The following is a 14,908-nucleotide window of genomic DNA, read 5'->3' on the forward strand; positions in this document are numbered from 1 at the left end:
CATGTCCGACCTGCGTCCGTCTGCGCCCGCCGCCAGCACCTTCACCATCGTTCCAAGTGCCGTCGTCGACGAGCGTGGGCTGGCGCATGTGGCCGCGCCCGCGCGTGAACAGCGCGATCTCATCGCCGGACGGGCACTTGCGCCCCTCGAAGACCGGGTCGTGGTCGCGGTCGACGGTGTCGACCGCCTCAGCTGGCTGGATTCCATCACCTCGCAGGCGCTCACGGCGCTCGCACCGGGCACCAGCACCGAGCTGCTCGTGCTCGACCCGCAGGGCCACGTCGAACACGCCGCGGGAGTCGTGGACGACGGTGAGCGCACGTGGCTGATCGTCGATCGGTCCCGCTCCGCGGCGCTCGTGACGTGGCTCAGTCGCATGCGGTTCCGGTTGCGGGTAGAGCCGCAGGACCTTTCGGAGGAGGTGCGCGTCATCGGCGGCACCGCGCAAGCGGTTGCTGCGCTCGACCCGCTCGCGATCTGGCACGACCCGTGGCCTGCGGTCGGCACCGGCGGGTGGGGATACGCTCCCGCCGACCCGCACCCGGGGGAGTCGTACGACTGGGCGGAGGCGATCGTGCCGGTCGATGCGGCGTCCCGCCTCGCCGAGGCCGCGGCATCCGGTGATCAGCCCGTCGCCGGATGGATGGCCGTCGATGCCGTCCGCGTCGCCGCCTGGCGTCCTCGCGCCGCGACCGAGGCCGACGGACGGGCGCTGCCGCACGAGGCCGACTGGCTGCGCACCGCGGTGCACCTGGACAAGGGCTGCTACCGCGGTCAGGAGACGGTCGCGAAGGTGCACAACCTCGGTCATCCGCCGCGCCGGCTCGTCGCCCTGCAGCTGGATGGCAGCGACGCCGACCTGCCGGTGAGTGGAGCCGAGGTCTTCCTCGGCGACGAGGCGGTCGGCGCGGTGACCTCCGTCGCACGCCACTTCGAGGAGGGGCCGATCGCCCTCGCGTACGTCAAGCGCACGGTTCCGGTCGAGGCCGATCTGACCGTCGCGGTGGACGAGGGGCGGATCGCGGCAGCGCAGGAGGTCATCGTCCCGCCCGACGCCGGGCGCACCGCATCGATCCCGCGGATGCCGCGGCTCTCCCGGCGCCGCTGAGCACGGTGACGTCCGCGCCGCCGCCCTCGGAACGCCCCGGGAACACGGCTGCGCAGACCGCCGCCATCCCGACCGGGTGGCGTTCCCGCTGGCATCCGCGTGTCGGCATCGACCGTGTCATCGTGTCGGCTCCTGCGATCGCGCAGATCGTGATCGCAGCGACCGCGGCGTTCTCGTTCGCCCATTACGTGCTCGGTCACGCGGCGCCCCTGCTGGCGGCCACCGTCACGGTCTCGAGCCTCGGTCTCGTGAGGGACGCCCGACCGCGCCGGGTGCTGGAGACGGTGATCGGAATGGTCGTCGGAATCCTCGTCGCGGAGCTGATCGTGTTCGTCGCGGGAATCGGGTGGTGGCAGCTCGGCATCACGCTGACGGCCTCGCTGATCGTCGCGCGGTTCCTCTCGCCCCAGCCGGCGTTCGCGATCGCCGCGGCGATGCAGTCGGCGATCGTGATGGTCATCCCGGTGAGCGTGCCGTTCCTCCGGATGATCGACGGTCTCGTCGGGGGTGTCATGGCCCTGCTGGTGACGGCGTTGCTGCCGCGCAGCCCGCTGCGTACGGTCGCGCGGGAAGGAGCGGCGCTGTTCTCGGCGTTCGACGGCGCCGTGTCCACCCTCGTGCAGGCCCTGCGCCGCGGTGACGCGGTGTGCGCAGAGCGCGGACTCGCCAAGGCGCGCGCCCTTCAGGGGCTGGTCGACCAGTGGCGCGCCGGAATCGAGTCGGGTTCGGAGATCGCGCGCATCTCGCCGTTCCTGCGCCGCCAGCGCTCGGAGTTCCAGCGGCAGGACCGCATCCGCCTGCACCTGGACCTGGCCACCCGTAATCTGCGCGTGATCGCCAGACGCGTGGTCTATCTCTGCGACGACCGGCAGCCGCGTCCCATCGCCGCCGATCTGCTCACCGAACTCGCGGCCGGTGCGCGCCTCATTGCGGAGTCGCTCGGCGACATCTCCTATGAGCCGGCCGCCCGCGAAGCCGTCCGTGCCGTGGCGGCCCGTCTGGATCCCACCGTTCTCGCCGATCGCAGCTCGGCCGTCGACCAGACGCTCATCGGTGCGCTGCGCCCGCTGGCGGTCGACCCCATGACGGCGGCGGGGATGCCCGCCGACGAGGCGCGCGCCGCGATCCCGCGCGTCTGAGCCGCCGGCCGCCCCGAACCGCCGATGGCGCGCCCCCGAGGGCAGGCAATGTGCCGGGGAGAGGCAGAACGGCGCAGAATCGGCCTGTGCCGGGCAGATCGCCTGCGCTCGGTCGGCCGTTCGCCGGCGGGCGCCGGTCAGACGACGGGAGCGACCAGGCTCCACGGCACGGTGACCTCGCCCAGCCGCCAGCGCGCCCGGCCCTGCACAGGCCAGCCCGTCGCGTGCATCGCGTCGAGCGCGGCGCGCCAGCGCTGCACCGGTCCGAACGACGCGGTGCCGACGGCGCGTGTCCACTCCTCGTCGAGAGTGCGCAGGAAATCGTGCACCGGCTCACCGGGCACGTTGCGGTGGATGAGGGCCTTCGGCAGCCGCTCCGCGGCGATCGACGGCGAGGCGAGTTCGCTCAGACGCAACGACAGCGTGAGCGTTCGTGGCGCGGCGTCGGCGCCGATCTCGACCCACGTGCAGATCCGCCCGAGCTCGTCGCAGGTGCCTTCCACGAGGATGCCGTCGGGATGCAGGCGCCGCGTCATGCGCGCCCACGCATCCTTCACCTCGTGCTCGTCGTACTGCCGCAGCACGTTCAACGCCCGCAGCACCGCAGGTCGGCGCCCTTGCGGCGTCGGCACCTCGAACCCGCCGCGGGCGAAGGACACGTGAGCGTCGGGCGAGAACGCCGTGCGCCCCGCGCGCACGTCGAGCACCTGCGTGCGGGCCCGCTCGACGCGGGCCGGATCGATCTCCAGCCCGAGCACATCGACACCGGGGCGGGCGCGCCGCAGCCGCTCCTCGAGCTCGAGCACGGTGACGGCGCTCGCGCCGTAGCCGAGGTCGACGACGAACGGATCGGCGGCGCGCCTCAGCACGGGATGCCGGGCGATCCAACGGTCGATGCGCCGCAGCCGGTTGGTGTTCGTCGTGCCGCGCGTGATCTGACCGACGACCCCACGAGCGGGGGCTTTCTCCGGCGGCATCCCCCCATGATGCCAGCGCGCGCGCCGGTAGGATGACGAGCATGACCGCGCCGTACACGCTGATCCTCCTCCGCCACGGGCAGAGCGAGTGGAACAAGACCAACCAGTTCACCGGATGGGTGGACGTCCGCCTCACCGAGCAGGGGCGCGGCGAGGCCGCGCGCGGCGGTGAACTTCTGAAGGATTCCGGCATCCTGCCCGATGTGCTGCACACGTCGCTGCTCAGTCGGGCGATCCAGACGGCCAACATCGCGCTGGACGCGGCCGACCGTCTGTGGATCCCCGTGAAGCGGTCGTGGCGCCTCAACGAGCGTCACTACGGCGACCTCCAGGGCAAGGACAAGGCAGAGACGCTCGAGCAGTTCGGTGAGGAGCAGTTCATGCTGTGGCGCCGCTCGTTCGATGTGCCGCCGCCCGCCCTTCCCGACGACTCGCCCTACAGCCAGGTGAACGACCCGCGCTACGCCGGCATCGACGGCGACGTCCCGCGCACCGAGTCGCTGAAGATCGTGATCGACCGCCTCCTGCCGTACTGGGAGAACGAGATCGTTCCGGACCTGAAGGCGGGCAAGACCGTTCTGGTGACCGCGCACGGCAACTCGCTGCGCGGCCTGGTCAAGCACCTCGACGGCATCAGCGACGCCGACATCGCCGAGCTGAACATCCCGACCGGCATCCCGCTCGTCTACCGCCTCGGTGAAGACCTCATGCCGCTCGAGCCGGGCGCCTACCTCGATCCCGAGGCCGCCGCTGCCGGCGCCGCGGCTGTCGCGAGCCAGGGCAAGGGCTGAGGCTCAGCGGCCGTACGAACGCGAGAGGGGGATGCCGACCGGCATCCCCCTCTTCGGTTTCCGCCTCCGCCACAGCGGAGGCGACGTCTCACTCGACGCCGTCGACCGATTCGCCCTCGGCGATGATGACGGCGATCGTGTCGGTGTCGGGCGTCCAGTCGCCGGTAGCGAGGTAGGCCACCTTCTTGGCCACCGAGACGGCGTGGTCGGCGAAGCGCTCGAGGTAGCGGCTGGCCAGCGTCGCATCGACGGTGGCTCCGGCCTCGCCCTGCCAGTTCTCGCTCAGCACCTTCTCGAAGACGGCGAGGTGGTGGTCATCGACCTTGTCGTCGAGTGTGCGCAGCGTTTCGAGGTAGCTGAGGTCTTCGGTGCGCAGCAGCTCGGTGAGGGTCTTCGCGACCTCGACGTCGAGTTCACCCATCTTGGTGAAGGTCCCCTTCAGGCCCTTCGGGATGGCGCGCTCGGGGAAGCGCATGCGGGTGAGCTGAGCGATGTGCTCGGCGATGTCGCCCATGCGCTCCAAGGAGGCGCTGACGCGCAGGGCCGCGACGACGATGCGCAGATCGCGGGCGACCGGTTGCTGACGAGCGAGGATCTGGATCGCCAGCTCGTCGAGCGCAACCGCCTTGTCGTCGATCGTCTGGTCGGCTTCGATGACCTCTTCGGCAAAGGCGACGTCGCTGGTACCGAAGGCGCGGGTGGCCTTGTCGATCGCCTCCGTGACCAGCTCGGCGATCTCGACGAGACGCGACTGCACGTCCTCGAGCGACTGGTGGAACACTTCGCGCATGAGAGGGCCTCTCTTCCGGCAGGCAGGCACGGTGCCGCCTCCTGACCCGGTGATCATCGCGGGCCAAGGTTAACGATCGGTGCCGCAGCGATGAACGTTGCCGACGCGGTTTCCGGCGTTGATCCGTATCGTGAATCTGCGGTGTCCAACCACCCTACGCTGGGAGCCATGGAGTCCCTGCAGTCGGCGATCGCGCTGATCCTCGGCCTCGTCCTCGGCAGCGGAGTGGCCACGCTCGTGCTCATCGCGCTGCGGGCGCGTGACCGCGCGCGTGTCGCGGCATCCACCGCCCTGCCCGACGGGACGGCGGCGGTGCTCCAGGGGATGGACGACGTCGCGGTCGTCGTCGACACGTCGCTGCAGATCGTCGCCGTCTCGGCGCCCGCGGAGCTGTTCGGCATGCACGAGGACTACGCGCTTCCCGGCGATGAGCTGCGCGCCCTCGCCCGGACCGTCCGCCGCACCGAGGCGCCGGAGACGCAGACGATGCGCCTCAAGCGCGGCGTCGAGCCGCGACTGGTCTCGGCTCGGGCGAGCGTGATCACGCCGCGGCTGATCCTCATCGTCATCCGTGACATCACGGAGCGGGAGCGCGTCGAGGAGATGCGTCGTGACTTCGTCGCCAACACCAGTCATGAGCTGAAGACGCCGGTGGGCGCGGTGAGCCTGCTCGCGGAGGCGGTCGAGTCGGCCGCCGACGATCCCGATCAGGTGCGTCATTTCGCCAGTCGCCTCAGCGCCGAGGCGGCGCGGCTCAGCCAGCTCACGTCGCGCATCATGAACCTGTCGCGGCTGCAGTCGGCCGACGATCTGACGGAACTGCGCGACGTGTCCGTCGACGAGGTCGTCGCCGCCGCCATCGAGTCCCAGTCGGTCGCCGCAGACTCGGCCGCCATCACCGTCGCCCGCGGGGGCGAGAGGCACGCGTACGTGCGCGGTGACGTGCAGGTGCTCACCGAGGCCGTCGCCAACCTGGTGGCCAACGCGATCGCGTACTCACCTCAGGGCGGCCAGGTCGGCGTCGGCGTGAAACGGGACGGCGGGGTCGTCGAGATCGCGGTCACCGACCGGGGGATCGGCATTCCGGAGGACGAGCAGGAACGCGTGTTCGAGCGGTTCTATCGTGCCGACCAGGCGCGCTCGCGCCGCACCGGCGGCACGGGGCTGGGGCTGTCGATCGTCAAGCACGCGGTGCAGCGGCACGGGGGAGAGGTCGAGGTCTGGTCGCGTCCGGGGCGGGGCTCGACCTTCACCGTGCGACTGCCCGCCGTCCCTGCGCCCGACGACCTTCCCGCTCCCAAGAAACGCAAGAAGAAGAAGGCCGCCCGCGATGGTGCGCGGGCGAAAGGAGAGAAGAAGCGATGACCCGCGTCCTGATCGTCGAGGATGAGCCCGATCTGGCCGATCCGCTCGCCTATCTGCTGCGCCGTGAGGGATTCGAGGTCGAGATCGCCGAGGACGGCCCCGCGGCCCTCGATGCGTTCGCCTCGCGCGGCGCCGACATCATCCTGCTCGACCTCATGCTCCCGGGGATGCCGGGAACCGAGGTGTGCCGTGTGGTGCGCTCGACCTCCAAAGTGCCCATCATCATGCTGACAGCGAAGGACTCCGAGGTCGATATCGTCGTCGGTCTCGAGCTGGGCGCCGACGACTACGTGACGAAGCCCTACTCATCGCGCGAGCTGCTCGCGCGGATGCGGGCGGTGCTGCGACGCAGCGAAGGCCCCGAGCTGGGGCTGGACGACAGCGTCGTCGACGGCGGAAGGGTCGTGCTGGACATCGATCGGCACACCGTCGCCGTCGACGGTGAGACCATCCCGATGCCGCTGAAGGAGTTCGAGCTGCTCGAGGTGCTCATGCGCAACGCGGGGCGCGTGCTGACGCGCGGCCAGTTGATCGACCGGGTCTGGGGGAGCGATTACTTCGGCGACACCAAGACGCTCGACGTGCACATCAAGCGCATCCGGTCACGGATCGAACGCAATCCGAGCGAGCCGGTCATGCTCCTGACCGTGCGCGGGCTCGGCTACCGCTTCGAAGCCTGACGCGCCCTTCCCCGCGACACGAAGATCGGCGGCGCCCCTCGTGAGGAGGGACGCCGCCGATATCCGTGAGCACGATCAGTTCGCGGGAACGAAGTCCTTCAGGTACGACAGGGTGCCGTCCAAGACCGGAACGCGGTCTTCCACGGCCTCGCCGGTGCCGGACTGGAACGTGGTGCGCACGTCGGTGCCGGGCTTGGCCGACAGGCCGGTGAACAGCAGCGGCTCTGCGCCGTCGAAGCCGAGGCTGACGGTCGAGTGCGCGGCGACCGGCACCCGCTGCGTCGTGCCCTCGATGCCCACCAGCAGCGTCTTGTCGGTGTCGGTGTCGTTGACGATCGCGGCGAGGAAGTTGGCTTCGGTGCCCTTCTCGTTGGCGACGAAGAGCGCGTTGCGCACCTTCAGGGGTGCCGAGTGCGTGATGTTGACGCCCTCAGCGGCCGAGTAGCTGATGGTCGTGGCCTGCGGTGAGATCATGCTGCAGCCGGCGGTGGAGAGGACCACAGCGGCGGCGAGGGCGACGGACGCGAGACGGCGCGTGTTCACGGATCCTCCTGGACGAGTCGGTGTGTGCTCATTCTATGCCGCGACGCGGCGCCACCCCGGCGCCCCCGCCGCGGATGCTCAGCCGGCGAACCTTAGCGTATGTCGCCTGTGGTATTCTGGACTTTGCCGAAAGGACATAACTGCATGCTTTTTGAGGTTGGCGAGACGGTCGTCTATCCGCACCACGGGGCCGCGACGATCATCGAGGTCAAGGACCGGATCATCAAGGGCGAGACCAAGAAGTACTTGAAGCTGAACGTCACGCAGGGAGACCTCATCATCGAGGTCCCTGCTGACAACGTCGACCTGGTCGGTGTTCGTGACGTGATCGGCAAGGACGGTCTCGAGAAAGTGTTCGACGTGCTGCGCGCACCGTTCACCGAAGAGCCCACCAACTGGTCGCGCCGTTACAAGGCCAACCTCGAGAAGCTCGCCTCCGGCGATGTCATCAAGGTGAGCGAGGTCGTTCGCGACCTGTGGCGTCGTGACCAGGACCGCGGCCTGTCCGCCGGTGAGAAGCGCATGCTTGCCAAGGCGCGCCAGATCCTCGTGTCCGAGATCGCTCTGGCGCTGAAGGCCGATGAGGATCACGCCTCGGGGGTCCTCGACGAGGTTCTCGCGAGCTGATCCCGGCATCCGCCGGAAGACGGCGCGCCACGTCGGTAGTGTCGGGTACATGAGCGACCCGTTGGTTCCCGTGCCCCACACCGCCGTAATCGTCGTCGCGGCTGGATCCGGTCAGCGGTTGGGCGCGGGTGTTCCGAAGGCGTTCGTGGGTCTCGACACCCACACGGTTCTGCGCCACGCGCTGGAGGGTGTGTTCGCCGCCCCGGCCGCGCAGGTTGTGATCGTCGCTCCCTCAGACCGCGTCGGTGATGCCCTGACCGAGGCGCGCGCCGTCGCCGGCGAACGGCACGACCTGGTCACGGTCGTCGCCGGCGGGCTCAGCCGGCAGGAGTCGGTGGCTGCCGGACTGCGGGCCGTGTGGCCCGACGTCGAGCGCGTGCTGGTCCATGACGCCGCGCGGGCTCTGACTCCGCCCGAGGTCTTCGCGCGCGTCATCGACGCGCTCACAGACGGCAAAGATGCGGTGCTTCCGGTGCTTCCTGTGGTCGACACCGTCAAACGGGTGTCCGGCGATCGCGTGCGCGAGCCGATCGATCGTTCCGAACTGGCGGCCGCGCAGACCCCGCAGGGATTCCGCCGCACGATTCTCGACGCGGCGTATGCCGCGGCATCCGCCGAGCACACCGACGACGCCGCACTCGTGCAGAGCATGGGAACACCGGTGTGGACGGTGCCCGGCGATGAGCGGAGCTTCAAGATCACCACTCCGGGCGATCTCGACCGCGCGCGAGCCCTCCTGGCTGTCGCGCCGGTGAGGCGCAGCGCGCCGGTGCCGCGCGTCGGCGTCGGCACCGACGTGCATGCCGTCGGCGGTAGCGGCGATCTCTGGCTGGCCGGACTGCACTGGCCCGGTGAACCCTCGCTGCACGGTCATTCGGACGGGGATGCCGTCGCGCACGCCATCGTGGACGCCGTGCTCGCCGCCGCGGGACTCGGCGACATCGGCACCCATTTCGGAACCGATCAACCGCAGTACGCCGGCGCCCACGCCGAGGCGTTCATGGCCCGCACGCGGGAGCTGGTCGAGGCCGCCGGCTTCTCGATCGGCAACGTCTCGGTGCAGGTGCAGGCGCGCCGCCCGCGCTTTGCCGCGCGCCGCGCGGAAGCCGAACATGCCCTGTCTGCGGCGCTCGGTGCGCCCGTCGCCGTATCGGCGACCACGACCGATGGGCTCGGCTATACGGGAACGGGCGACGGCGTCGCCGCCTTCGCCGTCGCGCTCGTCTACTCTGTGTGAGCCCCCACGCCCGCGCCGCTGTCGCGTCTCGCGCGCGCGGGTAGGCTGGAGCGGTGACGGTCCGGCTCTACGACACCCAGGTGCAGGCGTTGCGCGACTTCGCGCCGCAGGATCCGGCGAACGTCACGATGTACGTGTGCGGTCCGACGGTGCAGTCGGGTCCCGGCATCCATCATCTGCGTGCGGCGCTCGCGTTCGACCTGCTGCGTCGCTGGCTCACCCGCCGCTTCGGACGCGTGACGTTCGTGCGCAACGTCACCGACATCGACGACAAAGTCCTGCAGAACGCCACCGCTGATGAGCCCTGGTGGGCGCTGGCGTATCGCGTGGAGCGCGAGTTCGCGTACGCGTATGCCGCGATCGGCATCCTCGCGCCGACCTACGAGCCGCGCGCCACCGGATCGATCCCGCAGATGCAGGAGCTGATCGCCACCCTCATCGAACGCGGTCATGCCTACGCCGCGGCCGGTGACGTCTACTTCGAGGTGCGTTCGTGGTCCGCCTACGGAGAGTTGACCCATCAGAGCATCGACGCGATGGAGCCGGCGACCGATGCGGACCCGCGCGGTAAGCGCGACCCGCGGGATTTCGCCCTCTGGAAGAGCGCGAAGAGCGATGAGCCGGCGGATGCCGTGTGGGAGAGCCCCTGGGGGCCGGGCAGACCCGGCTGGCACATCGAGTGCTCCGCCATGAGCCGCCGCTACCTCGGCGACTCCTTCGACATTCACGGCGGCGGCATCGACCTGCGCTTCCCGCACCACGAGAACGAGTTGGCGCAGTCGCGTGCGGCGGGTGACGCGTTCGCGCGCTACTGGGTGCACAACGGCCTGGTCACGGTCGGCGACCAGAAGATGTCGAAGTCGCTCGGCAATCATCTGCTCGCGCTGGACGTGCTGGCCGACCGCGACCCGCTCGTCGTGCGCTACGCCCTCGGCGCGGCGCACTACCGGTCCACGCTCGATCTCACCGCGGCATCCTTCGACGAGGCCGAGGCGGCCCTCGAGCGCATCCGAACGTTCCAGCAGCGGGCCGCGCGGGTGCTCGGCACTGCGGTGCCGCTGGTGGCCGCCGATATCCCCGAGGCGTTCGCTGCCGCGATGGACGATGACCTCGGCGTTCCGCAGGCGCTCGCGGTCGTCCACGAGACCGTGCGCGCCGGAAACGCGGCGTTGGATGCGGGTGATCGGGATGCCGCGGCCCGCGCTTTCGTCGAAGTGGGCCGCATGACCGGCGTTCTCGGTATGAATCCGGCCGACCCGAAATGGCGACCCGAAGCAGGTGCTGCCGAGGCGCGCGCCCTGGACGCGCTGCTGCAAGTAATGATCACCCAGCGTGCGCAGGCGCGCGCGAACAAGGACTGGGCGGCCGCCGACCGTCTTCGCGACGCGATCGCGGCGGCCGGCGTCGTCCTCGAGGACGGTCCCGACGGGACCCATTGGAGTCTGAATGATGGCTAAGCCGGGCAACCCCTCCGCGGGCAAGGGCAAGAAGAAGGGCCCACTCAAGGGCACGGGCGGCAACGGACGCAAGGCGCTCGAGGGCAAGGGGCCGACTCCCAAGGCCGAGGACCGCAGCTGGCACGTCGCCGGCAAGCGCAAGGCCGCCATGGAGCGCTACGCCGCCGCCGGCGGCAAGGGGCGCCCCGGTCAGAAGCCGGCGCCGTCCCGCGCGCCGAAGGCCAAGGCCGGCGACGACACCGAGAACGTGACCGGGCGCAACTCCGTGCTCGAAGCTCTGCGTGCACGCATCCCGGCGACGGCGTTCTACATCGCCCAGCGCGTCGAGATGGACGATCGCGTCAAGGAGATGCTGTCGATCGTGACCCAGCGCGGTATCCCCGTGATGGAGGTCACCCGCCCCGAGCTCGACCGTATGGCCGGCTTCGACGGCGTGCACCAGGGTGTCGCGCTCAAGGTGCCGCCGTACGAGTACGCGCACCCCCAGGACCTGCTGGAGGAGATCATCGGAAAGGGGCAGACGCCGCTGATGGTCGCGTTGGACGGCATCACCGATCCGCGCAACCTCGGCGCGATCATCCGCTCCACCGCCGCCTTCGGCGGTCAGGGACTCATCATTCCCCAGCGCCGTTCGGCCGGCGTCAACTCGGCCGCGTGGAAGACGAGCGCCGGCGCCGCGGCCCGGGTTCCGGTCGCGATGGCACCGAATCTGACCACGACGCTCAAAGAGTTCAAGAAGCAGGGCGTGTTCGTGCTCGGTCTCGATGGCGGCGGCGACGTCGCGCTGCCCCAGCTCGAACTGGCAGATCGGCCCGTCGTCATCGTCGTCGGCTCGGAGGGCAAGGGGCTGTCACGGCTGGTCACCGAGACGTGCGACCAGATCGTGTCGATCCCGATCTCCTCCGCCGCAGAGTCGCTCAACGCCGGCATCGCGGCATCCGTCGCGCTCTACCAGGTCTCCACCATCCGCGCCGCGTCCGAGTGACGCCCGCTCCACCTGCACGCCCATCCGAAAGGAAGCACTGAGATGGCCATCATCGCCGTTCTGGGAGGCACCGGCTTCGCCGGTCGCCACATCGTCTCCGAGGCTGTGGACCGCGGGCACACCGTGCTGTCGGTGTCACGGTCGGTGGCCGCAGACCGCGTGCCCGGTGCGACCTACGTCGAGGGGACGCTGCTGGACATCCCCGGGCTGGTGACGCAGCTGGAGGGCGCGGACGTGGTCATCAGCGCCGTCGCGCCGCGCGGTGCGATGGAGGGCCTCGTCCGGCCCAACCTGGAGGCGCTGAACACCGTGCTGCCCGAGAGCGTGCGGCTGGGCGTCATCGGCGGCGCCGGCGGGAGCCTCGTCGCTCCCGAGGGCCCTCGCGTCGTCGACGTCGACTTCCCCGACGCCTTCAAGGCCGAGGCGCTGGAGATGATCGGTGTTCTGGAGGACCTTCAGGCCGAACAGACCGGTCGCGACTGGTTCTTCGTCCATCCCGCCGGCGGCTTCGGCGGCTTCAACCCGGGCGAGCGGACGGGCACCTACCGGGTCGGTGGCGATGTCATCGTCACGGATGCCGAGGGGCAGTCCTACATCTCCGGCGCCGATCTCGCGGTGGCGGTGCTCGACGAGATCGAGAACCCGCAGCACTCGCGCCAGCGCTTCACCGTCGGGTACTGACGCGCTCTCTCGCCGGGTTCAGACCAGGTCGCGCCAGTCGACGTCCTCGTCTTCGTCGTCGTCGTCGATCGTCGAGTTCGCCGAGGTGATCACCGGAATCGCCATCGTCTCGGTGGGGGGACCCATCACCGTGGCCTCGTCCCGGCGGTGACGCAGCACGTCGTCGATGTAGGACGAGACGACCTCGGCGATCGGCACCGACTGCCCTCGCGCTTGCGACATGTACCAGCGGTGTTCGAGGACCTGGTGGAACACCTCGGCGGGTTCGAGTTTGGCGCGCAGATCCCAGGGGATCGCCTTCACGACCGGTTCGAACACGCGGGTGAGCCACTCGTGCGCCACCATCTCCTCGTCGGAGCCGAGTCGTGAGACGCGGGCACGGAACGCGTCCATGTCGTTGAGCAGGCGCCGGGCCTGGTTCTCCTCGACGTCCAGTCCCGTCAGACGCAGAAGGCGCCGCTGGTGGTGGCCGGCGTCGACGACCTTGGGCTGAATCGACACCGTGGTGCCGTCCGGCGTGGTGCGGATCGACATCTCGCCGATGTCGAAGCCGAGATCGTTCAGGCGTTTGACCCGCTCGGTGATGTGCCAGGCCTCACCGGCGGCGAAGGTCTCCTTGTCGGTCAGCGCCGCCCAGAGCGAGTGGTACGACGACATGATGCCGTCGGCGATCGCGACGGCATCCACGCCGCCATCGAGGCGGCCGCCGGCTTCGAGGTCCATGATCTCGCCGGCGATGTTAGTGCGCGCGACGTCGAGGTCGTGCTCGCGCTGACCGCGCGTCAGGCCGCTCTCGTGCAGCTCGCCGGTCTCGGCGTCGACGAGGTAGGCCGCGAACGCCCCGGCATCCCGTCGGAAGAGCGTGTTCGACAGTGACACGTCACCCCAGAAGAAGCCGACGGTGTGCAGGCGCACGAGCAGCGCGGCGAGGGCGTCGACGAGCCGGCCGGCGGTGTCGGGTCGCAGCACCTGTGTGAACAGGGCGCGGTAGGGGAGCGAGAACTTCAGATGCGCCGTCACGAGCGCGGCCGGCAGGGGGTCGCCCTTCGGCGTGCGGCGACCGTCGATGACCGCGACCCGTTCCACGCACGGAACGTCGAGGCGGCCGAGGGAGCCGAGCATGTCGTACTCGCGGCGGGCCATCTCGCCGGTCGTCTCTTTGACGGCGACCACGCGGCCGGACAGATCCGCGAAGCGGACGAGGTGGCGCGACAGGCCCTTGGGCAGGGAGACGATGGTGTCCTTGCCCCACTCGTCGAGGGGTGTGGACCAGGGCAGCGCCAGCAGGCCTGCGTCGACACTGCTCGCGGTGATCGTGAGGGAGTGGGCCACGCGGGTCTTCGCTTTCGTGGGGGATACGCCGCGGCGCGGGGGTCCGGTCCGTGGAACCGGGCCCCCGCGCCGCGTCTGGTCGGATCAGGCCGAGGCGATCGCCTTCTTGGTGAGACGCTCGCCCGACTCGATGTCGAACGCGTGCACGTGGTGCGGCACGGGGGCGAGCACGACGGTCTCGCCCGCGTTCGGGTGGTTGCGGCCGTCGACACGCGCGACGATGTCGGTGCGCTTGCCGGCGATCTCGGTGTGGCCGTAGAGGTAACCGTCCGCGCCGAGCTCCTCGACGAGGTCGACCCTCACCGAGAGACCCTGGCCGTCGGCCGGGTTCACGATGATGTCCTCGGGGCGGATGCCGGCGGTGACCTGCGTCGCGCTGGTGGGACGGTCGATGTCGGCGTCGACGACGGCGGTGCCGAACTGGATGCCGCCGGCGCTCGCCAGGTCGACCTGGAACAGGTTCATGGCGGGCGAGCCGATGAAGCCGGCGACGAAGACGTTGTTCGGCTTCTCGTACAGGTCACGCGGCGTGCCGACCTGCTGCAGCAGACCGTCCTTGAGAACCGCGATGCGGTCGCCCATGGTCAGAGCCTCGGTCTGGTCGTGGGTCACGTACACCGTGGTGACGCCGAGGTTGCGCTGCAGCGACGCGATCTGGGTGCGCGTCTGCACGCGCAGCTTCGCGTCGAGGTTCGACAGGGGCTCGTCCATGAGGAACACCTGGGGTTTGCGCACGATCGCGCGGCCCATCGCGACGCGCTGACGCTGACCACCGGAGAGGGCCTTCGGCTTGCGGGTCAGGTAATCCTCGAGGTCGAGGAGCTTCGCGGCCTCGAGCACGCGCTGCGCGCGCTCTTCCTTGCCGACGCCGGCGATCTTGAGCGCGAAGCCCATGTTCTCGGCGACCGTCATGTGCGGGTACAGCGCGTAGTTCTGGAACACCATCGCGATGTCGCGGTCCTTCGGCGGGATGTCGGTGACATCGCGATCGCCGATCAGGATGCGGCCGGAGTTGACCTCTTCGAGGCCGGCCAGCATGCGCAGCGACGTCGACTTTCCACAACCGGACGGTCCGACGAGGACGAGGAACTCGCCGTCACCGACCTCGAGGTTGAGCTTGTCGACGGCCGGGCGGGTGCCTCCCGGGTACAGACGGGTTGCGTTGTCAAAGGTGACGGACGCCATGTTTTCTTCTC

At 69.8% G+C, this 14,908-nt stretch carries 15 protein-coding genes; 10 read left to right on the forward strand and 5 right to left on the reverse strand.

What is annotated here, in order from left to right; all coding sequences use genetic code 11:
- Nucleotide 1: 1 nt before the first annotated feature.
- Both ygfZ and AS96_RS05145 read left to right on the forward strand, forming a co-directional pair.
- On the forward strand, nucleotides 2–1,108 hold the full coding sequence (gene ygfZ / locus AS96_RS05140) for a CAF17-like 4Fe-4S cluster assembly/insertion protein YgfZ (protein WP_036286369.1): 1,107 nt from the start codon (nucleotides 2–4) through the stop codon (nucleotides 1,106–1,108).
- Between the two features lie 5 nt (nucleotides 1,109–1,113).
- The gene (locus AS96_RS05145) at nucleotides 1,114–2,247 is read left to right on the forward strand and encodes an FUSC family protein (protein ID WP_036286370.1); all 1,134 of its coding nucleotides are present in this window, start codon (nucleotides 1,114–1,116) and stop codon (nucleotides 2,245–2,247) included.
- 137 nt (nucleotides 2,248–2,384) lie between these two features.
- Here the strand turns inward: AS96_RS05145 and AS96_RS05150 are convergent, their stop codons facing one another.
- A complete protein-coding gene (locus tag AS96_RS05150) occupies nucleotides 2,385–3,224 on the reverse strand; it encodes a class I SAM-dependent methyltransferase (RefSeq protein ID WP_036286372.1) in 840 nt (279 codons plus the stop codon).
- Between the two features lie 41 nt (nucleotides 3,225–3,265).
- Here AS96_RS05150 and AS96_RS05155 point away from each other — a divergent pair, with 41 nt between their 5' ends.
- Nucleotides 3,266–4,015 carry a phosphoglyceromutase gene (locus tag AS96_RS05155; RefSeq protein WP_036286374.1) on the forward strand — a complete coding sequence of 250 codons (750 nt, stop codon included), beginning with the start codon at nucleotides 3,266–3,268 and terminating at the stop codon, nucleotides 4,013–4,015.
- Nucleotides 4,016–4,103: 88 nt separating this feature from the next.
- Here AS96_RS05155 and phoU read toward each other — a convergent pair whose 3' ends face one another.
- Nucleotides 4,104–4,805 carry a phosphate signaling complex protein PhoU gene (gene phoU / locus AS96_RS05160; RefSeq protein ID WP_036286376.1) on the reverse strand — a complete coding sequence of 234 codons (702 nt, stop codon included), beginning with the start codon at nucleotides 4,803–4,805 and terminating at the stop codon, nucleotides 4,104–4,106.
- Between the two features lie 168 nt (nucleotides 4,806–4,973).
- Here phoU and AS96_RS05165 point away from each other — a divergent pair, with 168 nt between their 5' ends.
- Together AS96_RS05165 and AS96_RS05170 are read left to right on the forward strand one after the other, a co-directional pair.
- Nucleotides 4,974–6,170, forward strand: a complete 1,197-nt coding sequence (locus AS96_RS05165; RefSeq protein WP_036286377.1) for a sensor histidine kinase — start codon at nucleotides 4,974–4,976, stop codon at nucleotides 6,168–6,170.
- Nucleotides 6,167–6,850 (forward strand): response regulator transcription factor, encoded by a 684-nt coding sequence (locus tag AS96_RS05170; RefSeq protein WP_005051122.1) that lies wholly within the window; start codon nucleotides 6,167–6,169, stop codon nucleotides 6,848–6,850. Before AS96_RS05165 ends, AS96_RS05170 begins: the two co-directional genes overlap by 4 nt.
- A gap of 75 nt (nucleotides 6,851–6,925) precedes the next feature.
- Here AS96_RS05170 and AS96_RS05175 read toward each other — a convergent pair whose 3' ends face one another.
- Nucleotides 6,926–7,393, reverse strand: coding sequence for a hypothetical protein (locus tag AS96_RS05175; protein WP_036286378.1), 468 nt, complete (start codon nucleotides 7,391–7,393; stop codon nucleotides 6,926–6,928).
- A gap of 144 nt (nucleotides 7,394–7,537) precedes the next feature.
- On the opposite strand from AS96_RS05175, the gene AS96_RS05180 reads away from it, so the two are divergent.
- The 5 genes from AS96_RS05180 to AS96_RS05200 are packed head-to-tail and all read left to right on the forward strand — an operon-like array spanning nucleotide 7,538 to nucleotide 12,380.
- Entirely contained in the window at nucleotides 7,538–8,020 is a 483-nt protein-coding gene (locus AS96_RS05180) for a CarD family transcriptional regulator (RefSeq protein WP_005051117.1), read from the forward strand.
- Between the two features lie 49 nt (nucleotides 8,021–8,069).
- A complete protein-coding gene (ispD, locus tag AS96_RS05185) occupies nucleotides 8,070–9,257 on the forward strand; it encodes a 2-C-methyl-D-erythritol 4-phosphate cytidylyltransferase (protein WP_036286379.1) in 1,188 nt (395 codons plus the stop codon).
- 53 nt (nucleotides 9,258–9,310) lie between these two features.
- On the forward strand, nucleotides 9,311–10,714 hold the full coding sequence (cysS, locus tag AS96_RS05190) for a cysteine--tRNA ligase (RefSeq protein WP_036286380.1): 1,404 nt from the start codon (nucleotides 9,311–9,313) through the stop codon (nucleotides 10,712–10,714).
- Nucleotides 10,707–11,699 carry a 23S rRNA (guanosine(2251)-2'-O)-methyltransferase RlmB gene (rlmB, locus tag AS96_RS05195; RefSeq protein ID WP_036286382.1) on the forward strand — a complete coding sequence of 331 codons (993 nt, stop codon included), beginning with the start codon at nucleotides 10,707–10,709 and terminating at the stop codon, nucleotides 11,697–11,699. The genes cysS and rlmB overlap by 8 nt, the downstream gene beginning before the upstream one ends.
- Nucleotides 11,700–11,741: 42 nt before the next feature.
- Nucleotides 11,742–12,380 (forward strand): NAD(P)-dependent oxidoreductase, encoded by a 639-nt coding sequence (locus AS96_RS05200; protein ID WP_036286384.1) that lies wholly within the window; start codon nucleotides 11,742–11,744, stop codon nucleotides 12,378–12,380.
- An 18-nt stretch (nucleotides 12,381–12,398) separates the two neighbouring features.
- On the opposite strand, the gene AS96_RS05205 is transcribed toward AS96_RS05200, so the two are convergent.
- Nucleotides 12,399–13,712, reverse strand: a complete 1,314-nt coding sequence (locus tag AS96_RS05205; protein ID WP_036286386.1) for a DUF4032 domain-containing protein — start codon at nucleotides 13,710–13,712, stop codon at nucleotides 12,399–12,401.
- A gap of 84 nt (nucleotides 13,713–13,796) precedes the next feature.
- A complete protein-coding gene (locus tag AS96_RS05210) occupies nucleotides 13,797–14,897 on the reverse strand; it encodes an ABC transporter ATP-binding protein (RefSeq protein WP_036286390.1) in 1,101 nt (366 codons plus the stop codon).
- Nucleotides 14,898–14,908 lie beyond the last annotated feature (11 nt).

This window comes from Microbacterium sp. MRS-1, assembly GCF_000585455.1.
Lineage (GTDB): Bacteria > Actinomycetota > Actinomycetes > Actinomycetales > Microbacteriaceae > Microbacterium > Microbacterium laevaniformans.